The organism is Streptomyces sp. NPDC021622, from assembly GCF_040640795.1.
Lineage (GTDB): Bacteria > Actinomycetota > Actinomycetes > Streptomycetales > Streptomycetaceae > Streptomyces.
Genome location: NZ_JBFACK010000014.1, coordinates 126,602 through 147,833, shown reverse-complemented (window position 1 = coordinate 147,833; position 21,232 = coordinate 126,602). Strand labels below are relative to the sequence as shown.

The following is a 21,232-nucleotide window of genomic DNA, read 5'->3' as shown; positions in this document are numbered from 1 at the left end:
CCTAACGGGCTGACCGCAGGCCTTTGCGATGACGCTCATAGGTCAGTGATTTGCGCGGTCCAGGCGCAGGACGCAGTGTGGATGTATCCCCAAAATGGTAAGGACGGATCGCAATGCGTAAGGCAAAGGCGAAAGCGAAGCAGGTCAAGGGAATGATGAAGGAAACCACCGGCAAGGCCCTGGACGATCCGGGCATGAAGGCGGAGGGCCGCGGGGAGCAGGCCCAGGGCAAGGCTCAGCAGGAGGCTGCCGACGCCGCCCGCCGGGCGAAGCGGGACGGTCGGTAGGTTCGTGCGGCGTGAGCCGTCCGCCGTCGCGGGGAATTTCGTTCAACTCCGAATTCGACGCCCCCACATAAAGGCGGACAAAAGAAATCCGAACCCTGTGCGGCATGTACCAGTCGACGTCATGTACAGCGCCAGCTGATATCCGAGACGTTGAATACTCCCTCCCTTTGCCACGCTGCAATTCAGGCAGCTCTGCCGGCTGCCGGAGGGAGGGATGACTCTTGCATCAGCTCTGCACGACACGCGGAACGAAGTCGGGGAGCATGATGGAAGGAGATCGCGGTCCTCTGGTGGTATCCCTCTGCACAAGTCCAGGCGGGACCACAAAGGGCTCGCGGGTGATCATCGACCTCAGAACGGGTACGCAGATGAACAGCGATAGGGCAGCCGGAAGCGAGGTCGTGGACAGTCGTTCTGTGTTCGGTGCGCCCTGCTGGGTCAGTTTGACCACGCGTGATCTGTCGGCTGCGGAGAAGTTCTACAGCGCCGTCATGGGGTGGGACTGGCGCAGCGGCAGGCTCGGGGAGCAGTACAGGTTCGCGAGTGTGGGGGGCGTGCCGGTGGCGGGCGTGTCCGCCGTGGAGGGCATGGCGCAGCAGGCTTTCGCGTGGACTCCCTTCTTCGCCGTGTCCAACGCGGACGAGACCGTGGCCCGCAGTCACGAGCGCGGCGGGACGACCGCCGTGGGGCCCATCTCGTTCCCGCCGGGCCGGGCAGCCCTGCTGGCGGATCGTGACGGAGCGGTCTTCGGCGTCTGGGAGGGTGAACTGGTCTCCGACTGGGAGGAATGGCGCCGGGCGGCTCCGGTCTTCGTGGAGCTCCACACGCGGGATGCCTTCGACGCGGCCATCTTCTACGGGGAGGTCCTCGGCTGGGCGTCCCAGGCGGAAGGATGCTGCGAAGTCCACTACGAGAACGAAAAGGTTGTGCTGCGCAGCCGGGCCGACGCCGTGGTGGCCCACATTCATTCCGGTGCGGTCGAATCCGCGCGTGATCCCGCAATGCGGCCCCGCTGGCAGATCCACTTCACCGTGGCCGACGTAGCGGCGTGCGTCGAGGCCGCGAGGGGCCACGGCGGCAGCCTCGTGCAGGAGGCACCTGACGGGGGAGAGGCTGTGCTGAGCGATCCGGACGGGGCACGGTTCGTGGTGAATTGCCAAGCCGCTGAGTGAGTGCTCGGCGAGAGGCTGTCGACAGCGGCAAAAGGCGACGATCCATCGCCGCACGCATATTCCTGTACTCCTGGCGGTACGGCGGTGGCGCCGTACGGTCCGCGGCGACGGGCGGCCTGCGGCATGCCGCAGGCCGGGTCAGCCGTCACGAGGTGGCTTTGTGCTGCCGAGCGCCGCGGAGGGCGTCCAGGAGCTCTTCGCGATTCATGGAGGAGCGGCCTTGGACGGCGGCGTCGGTGGCTCGTTGGTAGAGCTCGGCCTTGGTGAGGGAGTCGAGGGAGGGACCTCTCGTCTTCCCTTTGCGTTTCCCGGTGTCGCCGGAGCGGCGCTTGGCGGCGGCATCGCGGATGTCGGTCGGCGGCGAAGACTTCGAAGACCTGTTGGCGGCGCTTCGCTTGCCGCCGTGTCCCTTGGGCTTCTTCGCTCGGTCGACACTCGCCCGTAGTGCGTCCATGAGGTCCACGACGTTGGTGGACTCGGCCGGGGGTTCCGCCTTCTCGACTGCCTCGCCTGTGCGCTTGGCCTCGATGAGCGTGGTCACCTGCTCCTGGTAGGTGTCGTGGAAGTCTTCGGGCTTCCACTCGATGCGGAGGGAATCCACGAGCTGACGTGCCATCTTGAGCTCGCGGTCGGTGACCTTGGTCTTCTGCGGCAGGTTGTCGATCTCCTGGCGGGGGTCACGGATCTCGTCGGCCCAGTGGAGGGTGTGCAGCGTCAGGAGGCCCGCCTCGGCCTTTACCGCTACGAGGTACTGGTGATTGCGCATCACGAACGTGGCGATCCCGGCGCTGTCCGCTTCGGAGAGGGCTTTCTGGAGCAGGGCGTAGACCTTGGTGTACTCCTTGCCCTTCGGACCGAGGTAGTACGTCTTGTCGAAGAAGATCGGCTGGACGTCCCTCAGATCGACGAACCCTGTGATCTCCAGCGCCTTGGAGCGGCCCGGGGCGATGTCTTCCAGTTCGTCCGGCTCGACCAGTACGTACTCGTCTCCGGCGTCGAAGGCTTTGACGATCTCGTCTAGGGGTACTTCTTCGCCGGTGCGTTCATTCACCCGTTTGTTGCGCACGCGGTCGGAGGTGCCGCGCTGCAGCTGATGGAAGCGGACGGTGTGGCTGTCCGTGGCGGTGAACATCTGGACGGGCAGGGAAACGAGGCCGAAGGTCAGCGTTCCGCTCCACACGGGACGTGCCATGTCTGTCCAACCCCTTTCGTCTCCACCTATGGCACCTGTGGGTTCTCAGAACCGGCGCCATATTCTCAGCGCCGACAGCACAGCGAGGCCACATGTGGTGACTTGCTGAGAATCGCTGTTCAGAGGACTCACTCTTTCAGGCGATGCAGGTCGGTTCTGCCTGCCCGATTCGTCGGGGCTGGGGCCGTGCGGTTTGCAGGTACTGCCCGAGCTGGGGTGCGTCGTGGACGATCCCGCCGTAGAAGTCAGCGTTCGCTTTTCCGACGGCAAGCTCGTGGAGGACCTGTCGTGGACAACAGTGTCCGTCGACGTGCTGAGGTCGGCGACTCCGTGGCGGACGTTCCGATGGCGCCGAGGACAGAAGCACTATTCCGGAAGCTACTGGTCAGCGACCATGCATGAGCTCGTGATCTACGAGTCGCGGCTGGAACTGGCAAGGCTGGGGACGTTCGGGCTCCCGATTCTGCCCCGCTTGCCCGGCTGACAGCGGCGGACGCCGACCGGTTACCTGGCGAACCAGTCCAGCTGGCCCGGACGTCGCGTCGCTTCTTCGATCCGCCCGACAGGGATCAGGCCGTCGAGGACGTCGACGACGAACGGGGACGCGGGGCATGGCTTCGAACTCGTCTCGTGAGTCGTCGTTCAGCACCGTGTGCGTATCAGGTGACGGATGCTCAGCGATGGCTGGGCCCGCCGGTCAGTCGATGCCATCGATGATGCGGAAGTCGCGCTCGACGCCGTCAGGGAGGGCCACCAGCGCCTTCTGGTATGCCTCGCTCTCGTATGCCGCGACGGCCTGTTCAAAGCTGTCGAACTCGATCAGAACGACGCGTTGCGTGAGTCCGGCCTCGTGGGCGACGACTCGACCGCCACGGGACGGGAGCAGGGACAGGACGCGCCCGCCCCCGGCCTGGACAGCCGGACCGGCCAGCTTGTCGTAGGCAGTCAGCCTCTCAGGGTCGGAAATGGCGGGGTAGACACTGACCCAGTAGCCCTTAGCCACGGAAACCTCCTGTGTTCGGCCGGACACGTCCGACTTCGAATTGACACGCAGATCGATCGATTCCGGCGACCGTTTCTGCGGTCAGTTGAATCGTCATATGCGCAGGCTAGGGCTTGATGTGCGATCGAGGGAAAGACCGGTACGGGATAGACTCAGAACGGATCGTTATCAATCGGCAGGGAGGGCACGTGGCGCCGGATACGGTGAGCCTGCGGTATTTCCTGGTGCTGGCGCAGGAGTTGAACTTCACCCGCGCGGCCGCACGAATCGGTATCGCACAGCCCGCACTCAGCGCCCGGATGCGCCGATTGGAGGCGGAACTCGGTACGGCCCTGCTGGTCCGCAACACGCGTAGCGTCGTATTGACCACGGCCGGTGCGGCTTTGGCGGAGTCCGCGCCGCCCGCGCTGGCGGCGCTGGACCGGGCATGGGACACCGCCCGGAGCGCGGCGGCCGGTGAACTGGGCACGCTGCGCATCGGATACAGCCTCAGCGCCGGGGCCGAGACGGCACCGGCCCTGGTGGACAGGCTGATTCGCGGCAACAGCGGACTCGAGGTCAGCGCGGTCCCGATGGCGACACCGGAGATCTCCCCCGCGGTCGCCGACGGCCGCATCGATGCCGGGATCACCCGCGGTGAACAGCCGGGCCGTGACGTGCGCCGGTTCCTGCTGCGGCGTGCGCGCATCGGGGTCCAGCTCGCGCAGCACCATCCGCTGGCCGAGCACCCGGAGATCGAGATCGCCGACGCGGCCGCGTATCCGCTGCGACTCCCGGACCGTGCGGCCAACCCCGTGATCCACGATCAGCTGTCCGCACTGTTCCGGGACACCCGACCACACCCCCGATTTCGCACGCCCGCAGTCTCTTTCGACATGTCTCAGCGCGACCTGCGCGACGGGGTCACCCTCGCCCCGGCCGGAGAAGCCGCGGCCACGGCACAACCGGCCGGTCTCACCTGGCGACCGCTGCGGGGCGCGCCCAGCCTGACGATCCACCTGGTCCTCCCACGCGAGCAGTCGCCACTACACCGCCGCATCCGTGCCGTCGCCAAAACCCTGGCGCACGAGCTGCACTGGCTGCCGGACTGACGCGCAAGAGGTCAAGCGAGAGGGACGCCTGCGGTGGCGAGGCCGAAGACCTTGCGCCCGGCGGACTTCGCGGTGATGACGACGGCGGCCTTGCTGAATGTCCGACACGACCTCGCTACGTCGGCGGATCAGCATCCGATGACGGCCCCGGGTCCGGTCCGAGTCGTACACCGCGGCGACGTCCTCGCCCAGCCCGAGATCCCGGCGGATACCGCGCCTTCGCCGACGCCGAACCGGACAAGCACGGGTAACCGGCGGGAACGCCCGCCGTCAACGCGTTCTGAGATCCCACGGCACCCCGGCCGCCGGCTCGTCGCATCCCGTGGAGCCGCAATAGACTCAAAGAACCGCCCGGGCGTTCCTGACCGGGCTGGGGACTGGGGGGATGGCCACCCAGGAGGACGCGATGTTGCGGCAGACCAGACTGGCCGGTGAATCGGCGGAGTATCTCGACGCCCGTGAAGAGCTGCGCCTGGCCGAGATCGATCTCATGCGCCACAGGGAGGAGGTCGCGGCCCGGCGGCGGGCGCTTCCTCAGGGGCCATCCGTCGACTACGTATTCGTCGAGGGCCCCGCCGACCTCGACGCCGGCGACACACCGGTCCGTGAGGTCGCCTTGAGTGAGCTGTTCACCGCCGCAGACCGCCCACTGATCGTCTACCACTTCATGTACGGCAAGCTGCAGACCGACCCCTGCCCGATGTGCACCCTGTGGATCGACGGTTTCAACGGCGTCGCCCACCACATCGCCCGCAACGCCGACTTCGTCATCGCCGCGGCCGCCGATCTGCCCACCCTCCGGCAGCACGCCCGCAATCGCGGCTGGCACCGGCTGCGGCTCTTGAGCTGCGGCGGCAGCACGTTCAAGTACGACCTGGGCAGCGAGGACAAGGACGGTGAACAGGACTCCACCGTCTCCGTGTTCACCCGCGACGGCGACGGCACGGTACGCCATTGCTACTCCGCCCACCCACGCATGGCCGACGACATCGATGAGCGCGGCATCGACCTCCTGGCGCCCGTCTGGCACCTGCTCGACCTGACCTCGCAGGGGCGTGGCGACTGGTACCCGAGCCTCGACTACTGACGCCTCGGCCCTGCACGCCCCTGCAGCCCTTCACGCCCCCTTGCGCACCGCGCGGTTGACCTCGCGGCCGATCTCCGGTGTGACGCGGTCGTCCGGTACGGGGATGCCGAGCGAGGTGGCGAGGCTCGCTCCATGGACGTAGGTCGAGGCCGTACTCGATCCTGACGCGGGTGCTCAGCGCCGCGATGTTGTCACCCATGTGGGTCGGCCTTGCCGGAGGTGCCAGCGCGATGCGATTGCGCCGGCGTGCCAGCTGGGCCAGGGCCTCGTCCGACTGTCCCTGGCGGTAAGCCTGTTCATAGCGCTCCTGGGCGCGATCCCAGCGGCGACGGCGGCGAGCGGTCAGTGGATCGCCGGTGCGTCCGGGCCACTGTCCGAGCCACAGCCGATGGAGGGCTCTCCCCGACCCCTGCGCGAGGAGCCCTGCCCAGGCCGACAACAGCAGGGCGCCCAGCACGACGGCGGCCATTTCCCCGCCCGAGGCCGTGCCCTGCCGGAGTTCCGTCACGAACCGTTCGTCGCCGGGCCACGCTCCGAAGCGCAGCCGCAAGGCCACGGCGACGGAGGTGACGAAGAGGGCGCCGGGTAGGACGAGGAGGGAGCCCCACTTGCCGGCCAGCTGCTTGGCGAGCTCGTTGAGGAAGGGGTTCATCGGGTGCGCCGGTCCGGCGTCGCCGACGTCAACGGCTCGTCGAACAGGTGGCATTCGGGCGTCGCCACACCCGGCGCCCGTACCCAGTCCCGGTCGCACCGGTCCGCGGGGCAGACGAACAGCCCGTCGACCGGAACCCCCGGAGTCACGCCGGGCACCCCGATCACCGACCTGGCGCCAACGCCCGGGATGCCGAACTGCCGCCCCAGTTCGTCGAGTTGAGTCAGCGCGCCGCTGTCCGTCCGCATCCGGCGCACCAGCTCCACGACCTCGTCCGCGCGGCCCTGCGCCGCGGCGAGACGACGCAGAAGGGGGAGTGCCTCACACGTCACTCACCGCTGTGCGGGCACGGCTCGAACGTTTCGCGTCCACCACCGATCCGCGGACGGTGCTCGGTCCGGAGGCCGACGCGGCGGCCCGGCTCCTCGCCGAGTCCCTGCAGACGTCCTGGAGCGACGAGGTGGCCCACGCCTTTGGTTGGTTCCACTGGTGCCGCTGCATGGCCCAACAGACGTACGAAGGACCGGACTTCCACCACGCCTTGGAACTGTTCCGCCCCCTGTGGGCGCGCAGGCCGGACATGGTTCCGCCCGCGATCGACGCCGTGCGGCCGGCCGTGCCCGACATCGCCACACTGACCGAGGACGGCCCGGTGGTGGTCGTCAACCTCGCGACCGCACGCAGCGACGCGATCGTCCTCGCCGACGGCACGGCGACCTGTGTGCCGCTGCCCCGGGCCGACCTGAAGTCCGCGGCGGACCGGTTCATGGCCTTCAGCTCGGCGGTCGGCGTGCTGCACGACCCGCACCAGCCTGCCGAGCAGCGGTGGGAGGCGGGCACCGTCGTTCTCGACACGCTCACCTGGCTGTGGGAGGCGATCGCCGAACCCGTCGTCCTGTCCCTCGGCATCGAACCCGGCGGTGACCCGCTTCCCCGGCTGTGGTGGTGCCCCACCGGCATCCTGAGCTTTCTGCCCCTGCACGCGGCCGGCCGGTACACCGGCGGCGGCGCGCAAGGGATCGCCGACCACGTGATGTCGTCGTACACCACCACACTCAACGCACTGCGCCCGAAGGACGCCGCACACGACAGGTCAAGGCGCTCCCACGTCGGGCGCGATCCGCGCCTGCTGGTGGTCGCCACCCCACAAACGCCCGGGGCAGCGCCCCTGCGGCACGCGGCGGCGGACGCGCAGGCACTCGCCGAGCTGTTTCCCCGGAGCACCGTGCTGACCGGCGAGGCTGCCACGAAGCAGGCCGTGCTGCGTGAGCTCACGGAACACTCCTGGGCCCACTTCGCCTGCCACACGCAGGACGGCCTTCTCGAACGGACCGCCAACAGCCTCGTGCTGCAGGACGGCTCACTGTCGCTGCCGGACATCACGACGCTCTCCCTCGACGCCGAGCTCGTCTTCCTCGCGTCGAGCGGATCCGCCGCCGGCCCCTTCCACCTCGCCGACGAAGCCCACCATGTCGCCTCGTCGTTCCAGCTGGCGGGCTTCACGCATGTCATCGCCACCCTGTGGGAGATCGCCGACGGCGACGCCACCGAGTTCACCACGAACTTGTACGGCCTCCTGGCGGAGGGCGTGCCGCCCGCCGAGGCCATGCACCGCGTGACCCGCGACCTGCGCGAGCGCTATCCGCGCAGCCCATGGCTGTGGGCCCCGTATGTGCATATGGGGTCCTGACCGGGCCGACATTCCTGAGCAACGCCGGTCGGCTTTCGACGGGCGGTGGCGCCCCCCGGCACATAGCGTGAGAGCGACAGGAATCAGCCGGAACCGGAGGTTCTCACGCGATGGCCGTGCAACCCGAAGGAACGCCCTGCTGGGCGGACGCGATGTTCCCGGACGTGGAAGCGGCGAAGAGCTTCTACGGCGAGCTGTTCGGCTGGACGTTCGACGTGGGGTCGGAGGAGTTCGGGGGCTATGCGCAGGCGCGCTCGGACGGGAAGGCCGTCGCAGCCGTCTCCCCGCAGATGCCGGGGGTGGACGGCCCCGCCGCCTGGAACCTCTACTTCGCCGCGCCCGACGCCGCCGCGACGGCCGCGAAGATCCGTGACAACGGCGGAACGCTGGCCATGGAGCCGATGCAGGTCGGTGAATTCGGCACGATGGTGACGGCCCAGGAGCCGAGCGGCGCGTACTTCAGCGCCTGGCAGGCCGACACCCATGAGGGGTTCGAGAAGACCGGCGGGCCAGGTGCCTACTGCTGGGCGGAAGTCAACACGCGCGATCCCGAGAAGACGGACGCGTTCTTCCCCGCCGTCTTCCCCTTCGAGGCGAAGACGATGGACGTCGACGATGTCGACTTCCGGGTCTTCGAGCTGGCCGGCGAGCCGGTGCTCGGCCGTCTCAAGATGAACGGGGACTTCCCGCCCGATGTGCCGTCGCACATCAATGTGCACTTCGGCGTGGACAACTGCGATGCCGCGATCGCCACCGTCACCAAGCTCGGCGGCCAGCTGTTGTTCGGGCCGATGGACAGCCCCTTCGGCCGGTTCGCGACGGTCGCCGACCAGCAGGGCGCCGTCTTCACCGTCATCGACCTGGCGACCACCGAGGGCGAGATGCCCACGTTCCACTAGGAGGGCGTTGCCCGGGTGTCGGACCACGCGCCCCACAGGGCGGCGTAGGTTCCGGCCGCCCGGCTCAGCTCGTCGTGCGTGCCGCTCTCGACGATCCGGCCGTCCTCCATGACGACGATCCGGTCCGCGGCGGCGGCCTGGGTGAGGCGGTGCGCGACGACGAGCGCCGTGCGGCCGTCGACCGCGCGGTCGGCGGCCTGCTCCAGGAGCCGGGCGCCGGTGCTCCCCGCCTCGGCCGTTGCCTCGTCGAGCACGGCCACCGGCGGATCGGCAAGGACGAGCCGGGCGAGCGCCAGCTGCTGGACCTGTGCGGGGGTGAGGCGGTGACCGCCCTCGCCGACGACCGTGGCCAGGCCGTCGGGCAGCGCATCGACCCAGCCGGCGGCGTCCACCACCGTGAGGGCCGCGCGCAGGTGCGTGTCGGTGGCGTCGGGCCGCGCGAGGCGCAGGTCGTCCGCCAGCGGCCCGGCGAAGACATGGGTCTCCTGGGTGACCAGGGCCACCGGCAGACCGTCGCCCGGCATGTCGGTGCCGGCCGTCACGAGCACCGAGCCGGACGTCGGACGGTGTACGCCCGCGATGAGCCTGGCCAGGGTGGTCTTGCCCGCGCCGCTCGGGCCGACCAGGGCCACCCGTTCCCCGGTCCGCAGCGTGAGGGCCACGTCCTTCAGGACGGGGCGCCCGGTCTCGTACGCATGGTGGACACCGTTCACGGCGACGGCTCCGTCCGGTGCCGCGCCGGGCTCCTGGGTACGTGCCGCCGGATGGCCGGGTTCGGGGTCCGGCTGGTCGGTCACGCCCACGAGGCGGGCGAGCGCGGCGGTCGCCGACTGCGCGTCGTCGAGCAGCACAAGGGCCGAGTTGACCGGGGTGAACAGGCTGTGGAAGTACAGGGCCGCGGCCGTCGCCGTGCCGATGGACACGGACCCGGAACGCACCAGGAAGAAGCCGGTGACCAGGACCGCCGTGAGGCCGGTGTACTCCGCGATGTGGAGGCGGTTGTAGAAGTCGAGGACGAGCCGCACGCCGCGCAGCGTCAGATCGACCGCCGTCCGCGACCGCTGGTCCACCCGCTTCGTGTGCTGCTCGGCCAGCTGGAACGCCCGGACCGTCGAAGCGCCGGCGATGGTGTCGAGCAGTTGCTGCTGCTGGGCCCCGGTGGCGATGCGCTGGCGGGCGTAGAGCGGCACCGCATGACGTACGTACCAACGCGCGGTGTGCGCCTGGACGGGCACGGCCAGGAGCGCCGCGAGGAGGAACCGCCAGTCCAGGACGGCCATCGCGGCCAGCGTGAGCACGATGGCCAGCAGGGAGCGGGCCAGTTCGGGCAGGGCGCGGCGGACGGCCTCGCCCACCACCGACACGTCGCGGGTCACCCGGGCGGTGAGATCTCCTGCCCCTGCCTTCTCCACCTGTTCCAGGGGCAGCCGCAGGGCCTTCTCGACGAACCGCTCGCGCAGCCGCGCCAGTACGGTCTCGCCGAGCCGCGAGACGAGCGAAAGGCCGAGCGCGGTGGTCGCGCCCTGCGCGACGGCCACCAGGATCAGCAGGACGACCGGCCAGTTGAGGTCGGCGGGCGGCTGCCGGTCGGCCACCAGGTCGACGATGCGGCCGAGCAGCGGTTGTACGAGCAGCCCCGCGGCCGTCGCGGCGATCAGTACCGCGAAGCCCCCGACGGCCAGGGCGCGGTGCGGGCGCACCAGTTCGCGCACGGCGGCGCGGGTGCGGGCCGGGGACGCGGTGGGCAGCAGCTCACGGGTGTCCGGGGGAGTCTGTGATGCCTCGGTCATGCCAGGACCGCCTGACGGTAGGGCTCGTGACGGTGTATCAGCTCGGTGTGCGGTGCGGTGTCCATGACCCGGCCGTCGTGGATCAGCACGACGCGGTCCGTGACGGCGAGCAGCGCGGGGCCCGTGGTCACGAGCACCGTCGTACGGCCTTGGCGGAGCTCACGGATACCGGCCGCGATACCGGCCTCGGTGACCGTGTCGACCGCGGTGGTCGGATCGTGGACCACGAGGACGGGCCGGTCGGCCGCCAACGCGCGGGCGAGGGCGACTCGTTGGCGCTGCCCGCCCGACAGCGAGCGGCCGCGTTCGCTGACCGCCGTGTCCGCGCCGTCCGGCAGTGTCTGTACGACCTGTGCGACGCCGGCAGCCGTCATCGCCGGCTCCGGATCGCCGTCTTCGGGGGCCGCGGCCGTGACGTTGTCGCGGACGGTGCCCTCGAAGAGATCCGCGTCGTGCGCGGCCACCAGCATCGCCGCGCGCAGCTCGCCGGGGTCCAGGTCCCGCAGCGGTACGCCGTCGAGATCGACCGTGCCGGTGTCGGGATCGGCCGCACGGGCCAGGCAGCGCAGCAGATCGGCCGCGTGCGCGGGATCGGTCGCGACCACGCCGAGCAGCTCGCCGGGCGCTATGTCGAGATCGATCTCCCGCAGCCCGCCGTGGCTGACGCCGTTCAGCCGTACCGCTCCGCGCACCGGACGCGGCAGAGTCTTCGCGCCGGCCGCGACGGTGTTCGGGGTGGCGAGCACCTCCGCGATCCGGCGTGCCGACGCGCGGGCCTGGGCGAGCTCGGCGTTGGCCCAGGCGAGCGACTGGAGGGGCCCGATCAGGAACAGCGAGAGCCCGACCGCCGACACCAACTCGCCCAGGCTGATGCTCTGCTGGGCGGCCAGCCTGCCGCCGACCAGCGCGACCGCGGCGATCAGGCAGCCGGTGAGCGCGAGCACCATGCCGTTCTGGAAGGCCTGCGCGTGCGCCGCCCGCAGCGTGGCCCGCAGGGAGTCGCGGCTTGTGGTGCGGTAGCGGTCGATGGCCGCCGACTCGCCGCCGATGCCCTTGAGGACGCGAAGGCCGGACACCAGGTCGGCGGCGACGGCCGATGCGTGCGCCGCGCGCTCCTGCTCGGACGCGCTGCGGGTCTCGAGCGGCTTGCTCAGCAGATGACCGAGCCAGAGCAGCACCGGCGTGCCGAGCAGCACCACGAGACCCAGCGTCACCGACGTACGCAGCAGGACGACGGCGCAGGTGATGAGGCCCACGAGCGCCGAAGTCCCGACCATCAGGGCCATGTTGACGGCGCCGACGCGCTTGGCGTCCTCCGTCGCGACATTGGCGAGGGCTCCGGGCAGCCGGCCGTTCTCGGCCCCGCCGCCGGGGTGCAGGACGCGGCGTACGAGCGTGCCGCGCAGGGTGTGTTCGGCCTGTGCGGCGGCGCGTTCGCCGGACCAGGCGCCGAAGCGGAAGCTCAGTGCGAGGCCGACGTAGACCACGGCGAGGACGGCGAGCCACAGGAGCAGGGCGCCGGTGTCCGACCCGGTCACGGCCCGGTCGATCACGATGCCGATCAGGACCGGTACCAGTGCCTCTCCGACTTGGTGCCCGGAGCCGAGGAACGCGCCGAGCGCGACGTCCCGGCGCTGCCGCCCGACCGTGTCCCACAGGACGTCCCGCCCCGATATGTGTGAAGGACTCACCCACGCCCCTCCGGGTCGCCGACCGTCAAAACTTAGGTGAGGCTACTCTAAGTTGGCTGGAAGTGCCCAGGTGGCAGCCGCCCGCCCGCAGGGCCGAGTGAGGCGCGCGATAGCGTCGCAGCCGTGACGACGAACGCGCGCGGGAACACCCCGGACACCAGGGCGGGCACAGCCGTATACGCCGGTCAGGGAAGTGCCGCCCGGCGGATCGCCGACGCCGTCGCCCTCCTGACGCCGCTCCTCGCGCTTCTGGTGCCGGTGGTGCTTGTCCGGGCCGGCCTGATCAATGAGGGATTCCTCTTCCTCAACATGGGCTCGCTCATCATCGGCGGCCTGCTGGCGGCGTACGCGCACATGGGCTGGGGCGCCCGTCCGTACGACGACGATCTGCTTTCCGCCCGCACGCTGACCGGGCGGCGGACCGTCGATCTCGCCCGTCTCACCAAGGTCGGCCGCCTCGAAGTGCCGGGCCAGGCAAGGACCGACGACCGGCTGATCCTCACCGACGCACACGGCGGGCGGCTCATCCTGAACAAGCTCGCGGGCGGCGACGGCACGGTCGACGTCCTGGTGCGCCGCGCGCTCGTCCGGCGGTCGGCCGATGCCGGCGTGGTCGTGTCGGACCGCGCCGCGGAACGCCTCGACCTGCGCACGGAAGTGGCCCGCCCGAACGACCGGCTCCGGGCCGGCCGCAGGCTCCGCGGGGGCCTCATCGGATTCCTGCCGCTGCTGTCCGTCTTCGTGCTCGCGCCGGCGTCCATCGGTCTGACGCTCCTGGCCTGGATGCTCGCGGACGCCGGCTGAGGGCTCGCCGACATCGACTGAGGGCTCGCGGAAGCGTTCATGTGCCGTTTTAGTTCACTTGAACGCTGAAACTCCTCCCGACCCACTGTTTAGCGGTTATACGGGCGTTTCGGCTCCCTTTTCCCGCTGCGTGGGCTGACGTGCGTAGACGGCGGTGGTTGTCGGACATACGGTCGTTCCTCGTCATACGGCGAAGGAAAGGTGACAGATCGTGCGGGAGCATTACGACGTCGTCATCATGGGAGGGGGACCTGCCGGTTCCACTCTCGGTGCCCTGCTGGCCCAGCGCACCGAATTGCGAGTCGCCATTTTCGACAAGGAGGTATTTCCTCGCGAACACATAGGTGAGTCTTTCGCTCATCCCGTGGTACCCGCCCTGCAGGAAAGCGGGGCATTGGCCAAAGTCCTTGCGAGCGCCTGCTGGGTGAAGAAATTCGGCGGCATTTATGCCTGGGACCCGGAACGGCCCAGCGTCGCCCTTTTCGACAAGAGGCCGTACGAGAGCGACGGCGTGCTGCGCTGGACCATGCACGTCGACCGGGCCGAGTTCGACCACATCCTCCTCGACCACGCCGCCGACGTGGGCGTGGACGTCTTCCAAGGTCTCGCCGTCGACGCCTACGAGCCCGAGTCCCGGGGCGGGCTCGTCCGCCTCGCCGACGGGTCACAGGTGCGGGCCGGATACTTCGTGGACGCCTCCGGACGGCAGAGCAGTGTCTCCGCGGCCCGCAACAAGCGCGGCTGGCTCTCCCAGTTCAAGAACGTCGCCATCTGGCAGCACTTCACCAACTCCGGCCAGACGCAGAACATCGAAGCGGACTGGAACGTCTTCACCGCCGACAACCTCTCGCCCATCGGCTGTTTCGCCTTCCGCGACGGCTGGTGCTGGTACATCCCCGTGCCGAAGGTCATCGGCGGCAAGAGGGTACTCACCCACTCCATCGGCATCGTCACCAACCCGGCCGTGCTCAAGGAGCCGGGCAGCGACTTCACCGACCAGGAGACGTTCCTCGCCGCCGTGGGCCAGGTCCCGTATCTGAAGGACCTGATCGGCGACGCCGTGCCGGTGGCCGACGGCATGCTCACCGCCACCAACTACTCGCGCGTCAGTGAGGAGTTCGCGCACTACGACGAGCGGCACCTGCTGGTGGGCGACGCCGCCTTCTTCGTCGACCCGCTCTTCTCCTCAGGGGTCGCCGTCGCGCTGACCCAGGCCGCGGCCGCCGCCCTGCTCATCCAGAAGACCACCGACGGCAGCCTCGGCGAGACCGACCGGCGCCACCTGTGGCAGGACTACAACGCCAAGTGGCACGGCACGGCCGAGACCTTCGCCCTGATGATCGACCAGTGGTACCACGCCATCGCGAAGAACAACCCGGACAGCTCCTACTGGAGCACCCGCGGCACCGGAGCCGATCTCGGCATACGGGAGCAGACCTTCGACGCCCTGCTCAACACCGCCTTCCAGGACGGCCTGTTGGAGGTCATGACGCACGGCAGCCGCAAGGTGGAGGACCTGGATGCGGCAGGGCCCTTCCTGGCCGCGTCGGCGCTGGCGGAACCGGCCGACCTCACGGAGGACGCCGTCATCTCGCTGGCCGGCACGACGGCCATCCGGGACAGCGTCACCCTGCTCGTACCGGGGTTCAAGGCGACCAACCCGCCCATCAACGTCCAGCTGCCGCCCGCCGTCCTCGCGGGCATGACCGAGTACTGGCGCAACCCCGTCACCAATCACGCATCCGTGCCGTCCCCGCTGCGCGACACGGTGCCGTGCCGGCGCATCTACTCCACCGACGACCCGCACGGCGTCACCATCGACGCGGATGTCCGCAGGGACGGCGTGGACGAGCTGTGGGAACTGCTCGGCGGCGGCCCTCTCAAGTACGGCGAGATCGCGGGACGTCTGACTCCCGCCCAGACCCGGCTCCTGAAGCGGATGTGCGTGAGCGGCTTCCTGCAGGTGGTGCCCGCGACCGCCTGACAGAGCGTCAAGTTTGGTCCCAGCACGTGAAGTTGGGGCACGATGGTGCCGTGTCGGGCAGGGGGCCCGGGCGGCCCGACCGTGTTGCCGCCCTCTGACGGGAGGGCTGTGCGATGAAGCGGGACGTCCTTGTTGTGCTCTACGACGGGGTCCAGGGGATGAGCTTCTCGGGACCGGTAGAGACGTTCTCCGCCGGGTCGGCCGCGGCCCCTGCCCCCGTCTACGAGATACGCACCGCGTCGGTCGGCGGCGCTCCCGTTCGTACGTCGGGCGGCCTGACCGTGCTGCCCGACGGCTCGCTCGAAGACGCCTTGCCCGCGCATACGCTGGTGATACCAGGGAACGGTCAATTCCCTGACCACGGCGGCCAGTTGGCCGGTGTGGTCGGGGAGCTGGCCGACGCGGCCGGACGTGTGGCCGCCATCTCCACCGGGGTGTTCCTGCTCGCCGCGACGGGCGCCCTGCGCGGCCGCAGGGTCACGACCCACTGGAAGTGGTGCGACCTGCTGTCCGAGCGGCACCCGGACGTACAGGTCGACCGGGTGGCGACGGTCGTCAGGGACGGGCGGGTGACCACCGCGGGCGGCGGCACATCGGGCATCGACCTCGCCATGTCCCTGATGTCCGAGGACATCGATCAGGAGCGGGCGGTCCGGGTGTCAAGGGAGCTCGTCTCCTACCCCCGACGCCCCGGCGGCCAGCTGCAGTTCATCCCTTGGATGCCGCCCACGGTCGAACACCCCGTCCTGCGCGGCACCTTGCGGTGGATCTCGGACAACCTCCGTGCGGACCTCTCGGGACGCAGCCTCGCGGAGCGCGCGGGTGTCTCCCCGCGCCACATCAACCGTCTCTTCGCGTCCCATACGGGCATGTCCCCCCGGCGCTACGTCGAGACGGCGCGGGTGGGCGCGGCGCGCCGGATGCTGGAGCGGCCCGGGTGGCCGGGCGGACTCGAGGAGATAGCGAAGGAAGCGGGGTTCAGCACCCTGGAGTCCATGCGCGTCTCGTTCCGCCGGGTGCTCCACGTCGCCCCGGGGGAGTACCAGGAGAGGTTCGGCGCTTCTCCTGCGCCCAAGTGACAACGCGACAGTCGCGCAATTCGCGGGAACTCGAAGACCGACTCTTCCGACTACCTCTCCGGGGCCGTGTTTGAGCCCAGAGGCAAGAGGCTCGGGAGAGTTTGATGCGTGTTCGTGTGTGGTGTGGAGCGATGGCCGCCCTGGCCCTGCTCGCTACCGGCTGTGGCGGCGGTGGTTCGGAGGACCCCGGCAAGGCCGGAGGCAGCGCGGGGGATCCGGTGCGGGCGACCGACTGCAAGGGCCGGGTGACGACGTTCGACTCCACCCCGACGAAGATCGTGACCAGCAACGCGGCCGCTCTGGAGCTGCTGTTGCGGCTCGGCGTGGGCGACAAGGTGATCGGCACCGGATTCCCGCCCGGCAAGGGCGCGTTCAAGGGCGACCTTGACGCGCAGGCACGTGAGGTACCCGTGCTCAGCAAGGCCGTCATTCCCAAGGAGAAGCTGCTCGGCTCCGGCGCCGATGTGTTCATCGACGCGTTCGGGCCGATGAACATGGGCGGCGCGGGCGGCCTGCCCACCGACGAGGAGTTCAAGGCCGCCGGGATCAAGCACATCTCCCTGAAGTCCACGGCCTGTGCGTCGACGCGCAAGAAGCCCGCGACGGATCTCGACGCGGTCAAGGCCGACATCACCACGTTCGGGGCGGTCACCGGCAAGAGCGACCGGGCCGCCGAGCTGGTCGCGGGCATGGAGCGCAAGGTCGCATCGGTGCAGAAGGCCGTCGGAAAGGTCCCCGTGAAGGACAGGCCGAGCTACTTCTTCTTCGACTACGACGCCGGCACCAAGCAGCCCATGGCGATCTGCAACAAGCAGATCGGCAACGCCGTGATCACCCTCGCCGGTGCCCGCAACATCTTCGCGGACTGCGCGGGCACGTTCCGGCCCGTCGGCTGGGAAGACGTGGTCGCCAAGAACCCCGACTGGATCCAGCTCGCCGTACGCAACCGGGGCAGCGAGGCCGAGACGCGCAAGGCCTTCGACGACGCGCGGAAGTGGCTGGAGAACAACCCGGCGACGAAGGAACTCAAGGCCGTGAAGAACGGGAAGTTCCTGCGGATCGGCTCCGAGGAGACCACCATCGCGGGGGTCGGCAACGCCGACACCGTCGAGGAGATCGCCAACGCCCTGTACCCCGGCAAGGTGCGGGCGGCGGAGCAGTAGATGCCCCTCCTCACCCTCAACCGCAAGGCGACCGGGGCCCCGGCGGCAGAGCCCGTCGCGCGCACCCTGCGTCCCGGGGTGCTCGCCGCCCTGCTCGGCGCGGCGCTGCTGCTCGCGCTCACCGGCGCCGTGTCCTGGGGGTCCACGGACATCCCCCCGGACCAGGTGTGGTCGGCGGTGCTGCGCAGGCTGACCGGGCAGCCGGCGAGGCCCGGGACGTCGGACCTCATCGTGTGGCAGCTGCGGCTGCCGCGCGCCCTGCTCGCCGCCGCGGTGGGCGCGGGACTCGGCCTGGTGGGCACGGCCGTTCAGGCCCTGGTGCGCAACCCGCTGGCCGACCCGCATCTGCTCGGCATCTCCAACGGGGCATCGCTCGGTGCCGTCGCCGCCATCGTGCTCGGCGCGGGGGCGGGCGGAACGCTGGGGCTCGGCCTGTCCGGTGCGGCGTTCAGCGGGGCCCTTGCGACGTTCGCCCTTGTGTGGTTGATCGCTCGGCGGGGCGGCAATTTCTCGCCCCTGCGGCTCGTGCTCGCCGGTGTCGGCATCGGCCAGTTCCTCGCCGGGTTCACAAGCTACCTCGTGCTCCAGGCCGGAGACGAACAGCAGACGCAGAGCGTGCTGTTCTGGCTCATGGGCAGCCTGAGCGGGGCGAACTGGTCGACGCTCGCGGTCCCCGCCATCGCCGTGCCGGTCGCGCTGCTGCTGCTCCAGGCGCGGGCCCGCGGTCTCAACGCCGTGATGATGGGGGACGAGACGGCGGCCGGGCTCGGCGTCGACGTCACCCGGCTGCGGCGCGAACTCTTCGTCGTGACAAGCGTGTTGACCGGAATCCTGGTCGCGGTCTCGGGCGCCATCGCCTTCGTCGGCCTGATGGTGCCGCACGCCTGCCGGCTGCTCGTCGGCGGCGACCACCGCAGGCTCCTGCCGATCTCGGCGCTGTTCGGCGCGCTGCTGCTCGTCATCGTCGACATCGTGTGCCGCACCGCACTCGACACCCAGGAACTGCCGGTCGGTGTGGTGACCTCGCTGATCGGCGCCCCCGCTCTGCTGTATCTGCTCGACCGGCGCCTGGAGGCCCGTGGTGAACATCGACATTGAGGGGTTGAATGTCTCCTACGCTCGGCGCACTGTCGTCTCGGGCGTCCACCTCATCGCCGCCGAGGGCGAGGTGGCAGGCCTTGTCGGGCCGAACGGCAGCGGAAAATCGAGCGTGCTGCGCACGGTGTACCGGCATCTGCGACCGGTCGCGGGGCGAGTACGCGTCGCGGGCCGCGACATCTGGGAGCTGACGCCCGCGGAGGCCGCGCGCAAGGTGGCGGCTCTGCCGCAGGAGCGCGGCGGCGACTTCGAGTTGACGGTGCGTGAGGTCGTGGCGATGGGCCGGACCCCGTACAAACGACTCTTCGCGGGCGACGACGACAACGACCGTGCGAAGGTGGCCGCCGTCCTTGAACAGGTCGGCATGGCGCAGGCCGGCGGGCGTTCCTTCTCGGCGCTCTCCGGTGGTGAACGGCAGCGGGTCCTGCTCGCCCGGGCGCTCGCCCAGGACCCGGAGGTGCTCGTCCTCGACGAGCCGACCAACCATCTGGACGTGCTGCACCAGGTGGAGCTGCTCGCGCTGCTGCGTGCCCAGCGCCGCACGGCCCTGGTCTCCCTGCACGACTTGAACGCCGCGGCCTCGGTCTGCGACCGGCTGCATGTCCTGCACCAGGGAAGGGTGGTGGCCTCCGGGCCGCCGCGTGAGGTGCTGACATCGGAACTGCTCGCGGAGGTCTTCGGCGTTCGGGCCGCCGTGGTGGAACACCCGCTGACCGGCGACCCGTTGATCGCCATCGACCACCGTGCTCCGGCGGACGCCACGGGCGCCGCCGCGGCCACCAAGGCCGCGGCATCCGTCGCGCCCGCCGGCTGAATGAGCCGGGCCGGGAGAGGTCAGCGGGAGGCGGACGGCGCGGGCGCGGCGTCGGTGCCCGGCGGCTCGTGCTCCGGTACGGGCCGCCGCAGGCTGAGCAGCAGGACCGCGACACAGGCGGCCGCTGCCGAGACGACAAGCGCGGAGCGGGCGGCGCCCGCGATGCCCCAGACCGCGGTGGCCAGGGCCGGTCCCACGGCGAAGCCGAGACTGCGCGACAGCTGCACGACGGAACCGGCCGTGCCCACCGCACCCGGCGGTGCCGAGCTCATCACCAGGGTCTGCACCGGGCCTCCGTACAGACCCATGCCCGATCCGGCGATGGCCAGGCGCCAGGCGATGTCCCCCCACGTCAGGCTGTCGTTGCCGAGCGGGAGCAGCAGTGCGAGGCCAAGCGCGGTGATCGCGCTGCCGGTGAGCGCGGTGGCCTGCGGCCCGTACCGGTCGGCGAGACGTCCGCCGAGCGGGCCCATGAGCCCCATGGCGAGCGGAAAGGACAGCATGGTCAGGCCGGTGGCGGTCGCGGAGAGCCCGCCCTCGCGCTGCAGCCGCAGGGCCATGACGAAGTGCATGGAGGCGAAGCCGGCGGCGATGGCGAACACCGCCGAGTTGATCCGCTGCGTCCCGGAGGCGCGCACCACGTCGCAGACCTGCCGGCCACCGGTGCCGCGCAGCCACCAGGCGAGCGGGGGCAGCGCGGCCACCGCGAGGAGCAGCCAGCCGGGGGACTCCGATGCCAGGGACAGGGAGAGCAGAAGCGCGGCAAGGCCGCTGCCGACGAGAGCGGCGTCGGCGAGCAGCCGCCCGCCGGGCGCGTGCAGCTTGCCCGCGCGGGGCAGCAGCCGTGCGGCCACCAGCAACGCCCCGATACAGACGGGGAGTTTGACGATGAACACCGCGCGCCAGCCGAACGCGTCCAGGAGCATGCCGCCCACGGGCGGTCCGGTGACGGCTCCCAGCGGGCCGAGCGTGGCGGGCACGCTCATCGCCCGGGCGCGCAGCTTCGGCGGCACCGCGCGCATCGCGAGCACCGGCATCAGGACGAACAGCATGGAACCGAAGGCCCCTTGGGCGATCCGGGTCACGGTCAGCCAGGCCATCCATGGCGCGGCCGCGCTGAGCAGGCCGCACACGGCGAATCCGGTGACGGAGACAAGCACGGCGGGCCGCAGCCCGATCTTCGCGCCGGTTCCTCTGCCGTCAAGCCAGCGGCCCGCAGGCAACAGCAGGGAGACCACCGCGAGTTGATAACCAAGGGCAGCCCACTGCGCCATCGAGGGCGAGACACGCAGGTCACGGGATATCTCGGAGAGGGAGACATTGACGACGTTCATGTCGAGCATCGCCACGAACGACAGCGACCCTGCGACGGCGACCAGCAGCCAGCGGCTGCGTCCCTCCGCGGCCGGTAACGTCGTGCCCCGCGAGGCGTCCTGCGCGTCGTGCGTCATCAACGATTCCCTTCGAGTCCCTCCGAAGCCGCCCTTCTCCGGCGGAAGGGCGCGGATCGGCGGGCTCCGTAACAGTGGTCGGCTGCTGGAGAGGATAAGTTCCCGGGGCCGTGGCCGAGTTGACCCTGAACGCCCTGGTCGGCGGCGAGACCGTTCCATCGCGGACGGTCGGATCGGGGGGCGCCGGAGTTCCCGCGCCGTGGCAGGAGATTGCTCACGTGTGGGATGCGGGCGAAGCCTGGCGGCAGCGGTGGTCTTCCGTGCCAGCATGTGTTCACCGGGCCA

At 70.1% G+C, this 21,232-nt stretch carries 18 protein-coding genes; 12 read left to right on the top strand and 6 right to left on the bottom strand.

Translation table 11 applies throughout. The features are described from left to right. The first annotated feature begins 113 nt into the window (after window positions 1–113). On the top strand, window positions 114–287 hold the full coding sequence (locus tag AB0G47_RS26880) for a CsbD family protein (protein ID WP_360774863.1): 174 nt from the start codon (window positions 114–116) through the stop codon (window positions 285–287). A gap of 368 nt (window positions 288–655) precedes the next feature. After that, window positions 656–1,459 carry a VOC family protein gene (locus AB0G47_RS26875; RefSeq protein WP_360774860.1) on the top strand — a complete coding sequence of 268 codons (804 nt, stop codon included), beginning with the start codon at window positions 656–658 and terminating at the stop codon, window positions 1,457–1,459. Between the two features lie 145 nt (window positions 1,460–1,604). Here AB0G47_RS26875 and AB0G47_RS26870 read toward each other — a convergent pair whose 3' ends face one another. Beyond that, window positions 1,605–2,651 carry a Ku protein gene (locus tag AB0G47_RS26870; RefSeq protein ID WP_360774857.1) on the bottom strand — a complete coding sequence of 349 codons (1,047 nt, stop codon included), beginning with the start codon at window positions 2,649–2,651 and terminating at the stop codon, window positions 1,605–1,607. 697 nt (window positions 2,652–3,348) lie between these two features. Further along, on the bottom strand, window positions 3,349–3,654 hold the full coding sequence (locus AB0G47_RS26865; RefSeq protein WP_360774855.1) for a DUF1330 domain-containing protein: 306 nt from the start codon (window positions 3,652–3,654) through the stop codon (window positions 3,349–3,351). A gap of 188 nt (window positions 3,655–3,842) precedes the next feature. Here AB0G47_RS26865 and AB0G47_RS26860 point away from each other — a divergent pair, with 188 nt between their 5' ends. Both AB0G47_RS26860 and AB0G47_RS26855 read left to right on the top strand, forming a co-directional pair. After that, entirely contained in the window at window positions 3,843–4,745 is a 903-nt protein-coding gene (locus AB0G47_RS26860) for a LysR family transcriptional regulator (RefSeq protein WP_360774852.1), read from the top strand. A gap of 385 nt (window positions 4,746–5,130) precedes the next feature. Continuing rightward, the gene (locus tag AB0G47_RS26855; RefSeq protein WP_360774848.1) at window positions 5,131–5,832 is read left to right on the top strand and encodes a DUF899 family protein; all 702 of its coding nucleotides are present in this window, start codon (window positions 5,131–5,133) and stop codon (window positions 5,830–5,832) included. A 648-nt stretch (window positions 5,833–6,480) separates the two neighbouring features. Here AB0G47_RS26855 and AB0G47_RS26850 read toward each other — a convergent pair. After that, window positions 6,481–6,816, bottom strand: a complete 336-nt coding sequence (locus AB0G47_RS26850; protein WP_360774845.1) for a hypothetical protein — start codon at window positions 6,814–6,816, stop codon at window positions 6,481–6,483. On the opposite strand from AB0G47_RS26850, the gene AB0G47_RS26845 reads away from it, so the two are divergent. Both AB0G47_RS26845 and AB0G47_RS26840 read left to right on the top strand, forming a co-directional pair. Beyond that, window positions 6,801–8,174, top strand: coding sequence for a CHAT domain-containing protein (locus AB0G47_RS26845; RefSeq protein ID WP_360774842.1), 1,374 nt, complete (start codon window positions 6,801–6,803; stop codon window positions 8,172–8,174). The two genes, AB0G47_RS26850 and AB0G47_RS26845, sit on opposite strands and share 16 nt — an antisense overlap. A gap of 110 nt (window positions 8,175–8,284) precedes the next feature. Further along, window positions 8,285–9,073: a VOC family protein gene (locus tag AB0G47_RS26840; RefSeq protein ID WP_360774840.1), complete on the top strand. Its 789-nt coding sequence runs from the start codon at window positions 8,285–8,287 to the stop codon at window positions 9,071–9,073. Here the strand turns inward: AB0G47_RS26840 and AB0G47_RS26835 are convergent. Together AB0G47_RS26835 and AB0G47_RS26830 are read right to left on the bottom strand one after the other, a co-directional pair. Continuing rightward, window positions 9,070–10,863 carry an ABC transporter ATP-binding protein gene (locus tag AB0G47_RS26835; RefSeq protein ID WP_360774838.1) on the bottom strand — a complete coding sequence of 598 codons (1,794 nt, stop codon included), beginning with the start codon at window positions 10,861–10,863 and terminating at the stop codon, window positions 9,070–9,072. The two genes, AB0G47_RS26840 and AB0G47_RS26835, sit on opposite strands and share 4 nt — an antisense overlap. After that, a complete protein-coding gene (locus AB0G47_RS26830; protein WP_360774835.1) occupies window positions 10,860–12,554 on the bottom strand; it encodes an ABC transporter ATP-binding protein in 1,695 nt (564 codons plus the stop codon). The genes AB0G47_RS26835 and AB0G47_RS26830 overlap by 4 nt, the downstream gene beginning before the upstream one ends. 123 nt (window positions 12,555–12,677) lie before the next feature. Between AB0G47_RS26830 and AB0G47_RS26825 the strand changes: the two genes are divergently transcribed. The 6 genes from AB0G47_RS26825 (at window position 12,678) to AB0G47_RS26800 (ending at window position 19,496) form a co-directional block, all read left to right on the top strand. Continuing rightward, entirely contained in the window at window positions 12,678–13,358 is a 681-nt protein-coding gene (locus AB0G47_RS26825) for a hypothetical protein (RefSeq protein ID WP_360774832.1), read from the top strand. A 211-nt stretch (window positions 13,359–13,569) separates the two neighbouring features. Further along, window positions 13,570–15,342 (top strand): tryptophan 7-halogenase, encoded by a 1,773-nt coding sequence (locus AB0G47_RS26820; protein WP_360774829.1) that lies wholly within the window; start codon window positions 13,570–13,572, stop codon window positions 15,340–15,342. Window positions 15,343–15,455: 113 nt separating this feature from the next. Continuing rightward, window positions 15,456–16,421, top strand: coding sequence for a DJ-1/PfpI family protein (locus tag AB0G47_RS26815; RefSeq protein WP_360774826.1), 966 nt, complete (start codon window positions 15,456–15,458; stop codon window positions 16,419–16,421). Window positions 16,422–16,525: 104 nt separating this feature from the next. After that, window positions 16,526–17,584 (top strand): ABC transporter substrate-binding protein, encoded by a 1,059-nt coding sequence (locus AB0G47_RS26810; RefSeq protein ID WP_360774823.1) that lies wholly within the window; start codon window positions 16,526–16,528, stop codon window positions 17,582–17,584. Further along, window positions 17,585–18,682, top strand: a complete 1,098-nt coding sequence (locus tag AB0G47_RS26805; RefSeq protein ID WP_360774820.1) for an iron ABC transporter permease — start codon at window positions 17,585–17,587, stop codon at window positions 18,680–18,682. Next, window positions 18,666–19,496 carry an ABC transporter ATP-binding protein gene (locus tag AB0G47_RS26800; protein WP_266872497.1) on the top strand — a complete coding sequence of 277 codons (831 nt, stop codon included), beginning with the start codon at window positions 18,666–18,668 and terminating at the stop codon, window positions 19,494–19,496. Before AB0G47_RS26805 ends, AB0G47_RS26800 begins: the two co-directional genes overlap by 17 nt. A gap of 20 nt (window positions 19,497–19,516) precedes the next feature. Here AB0G47_RS26800 and AB0G47_RS26795 read toward each other — a convergent pair whose 3' ends face one another. Continuing rightward, on the bottom strand, window positions 19,517–20,947 hold the full coding sequence (locus AB0G47_RS26795) for an MFS transporter (RefSeq protein ID WP_360774816.1): 1,431 nt from the start codon (window positions 20,945–20,947) through the stop codon (window positions 19,517–19,519). Between the last annotated feature and the right edge of the window lie 285 nt (window positions 20,948–21,232).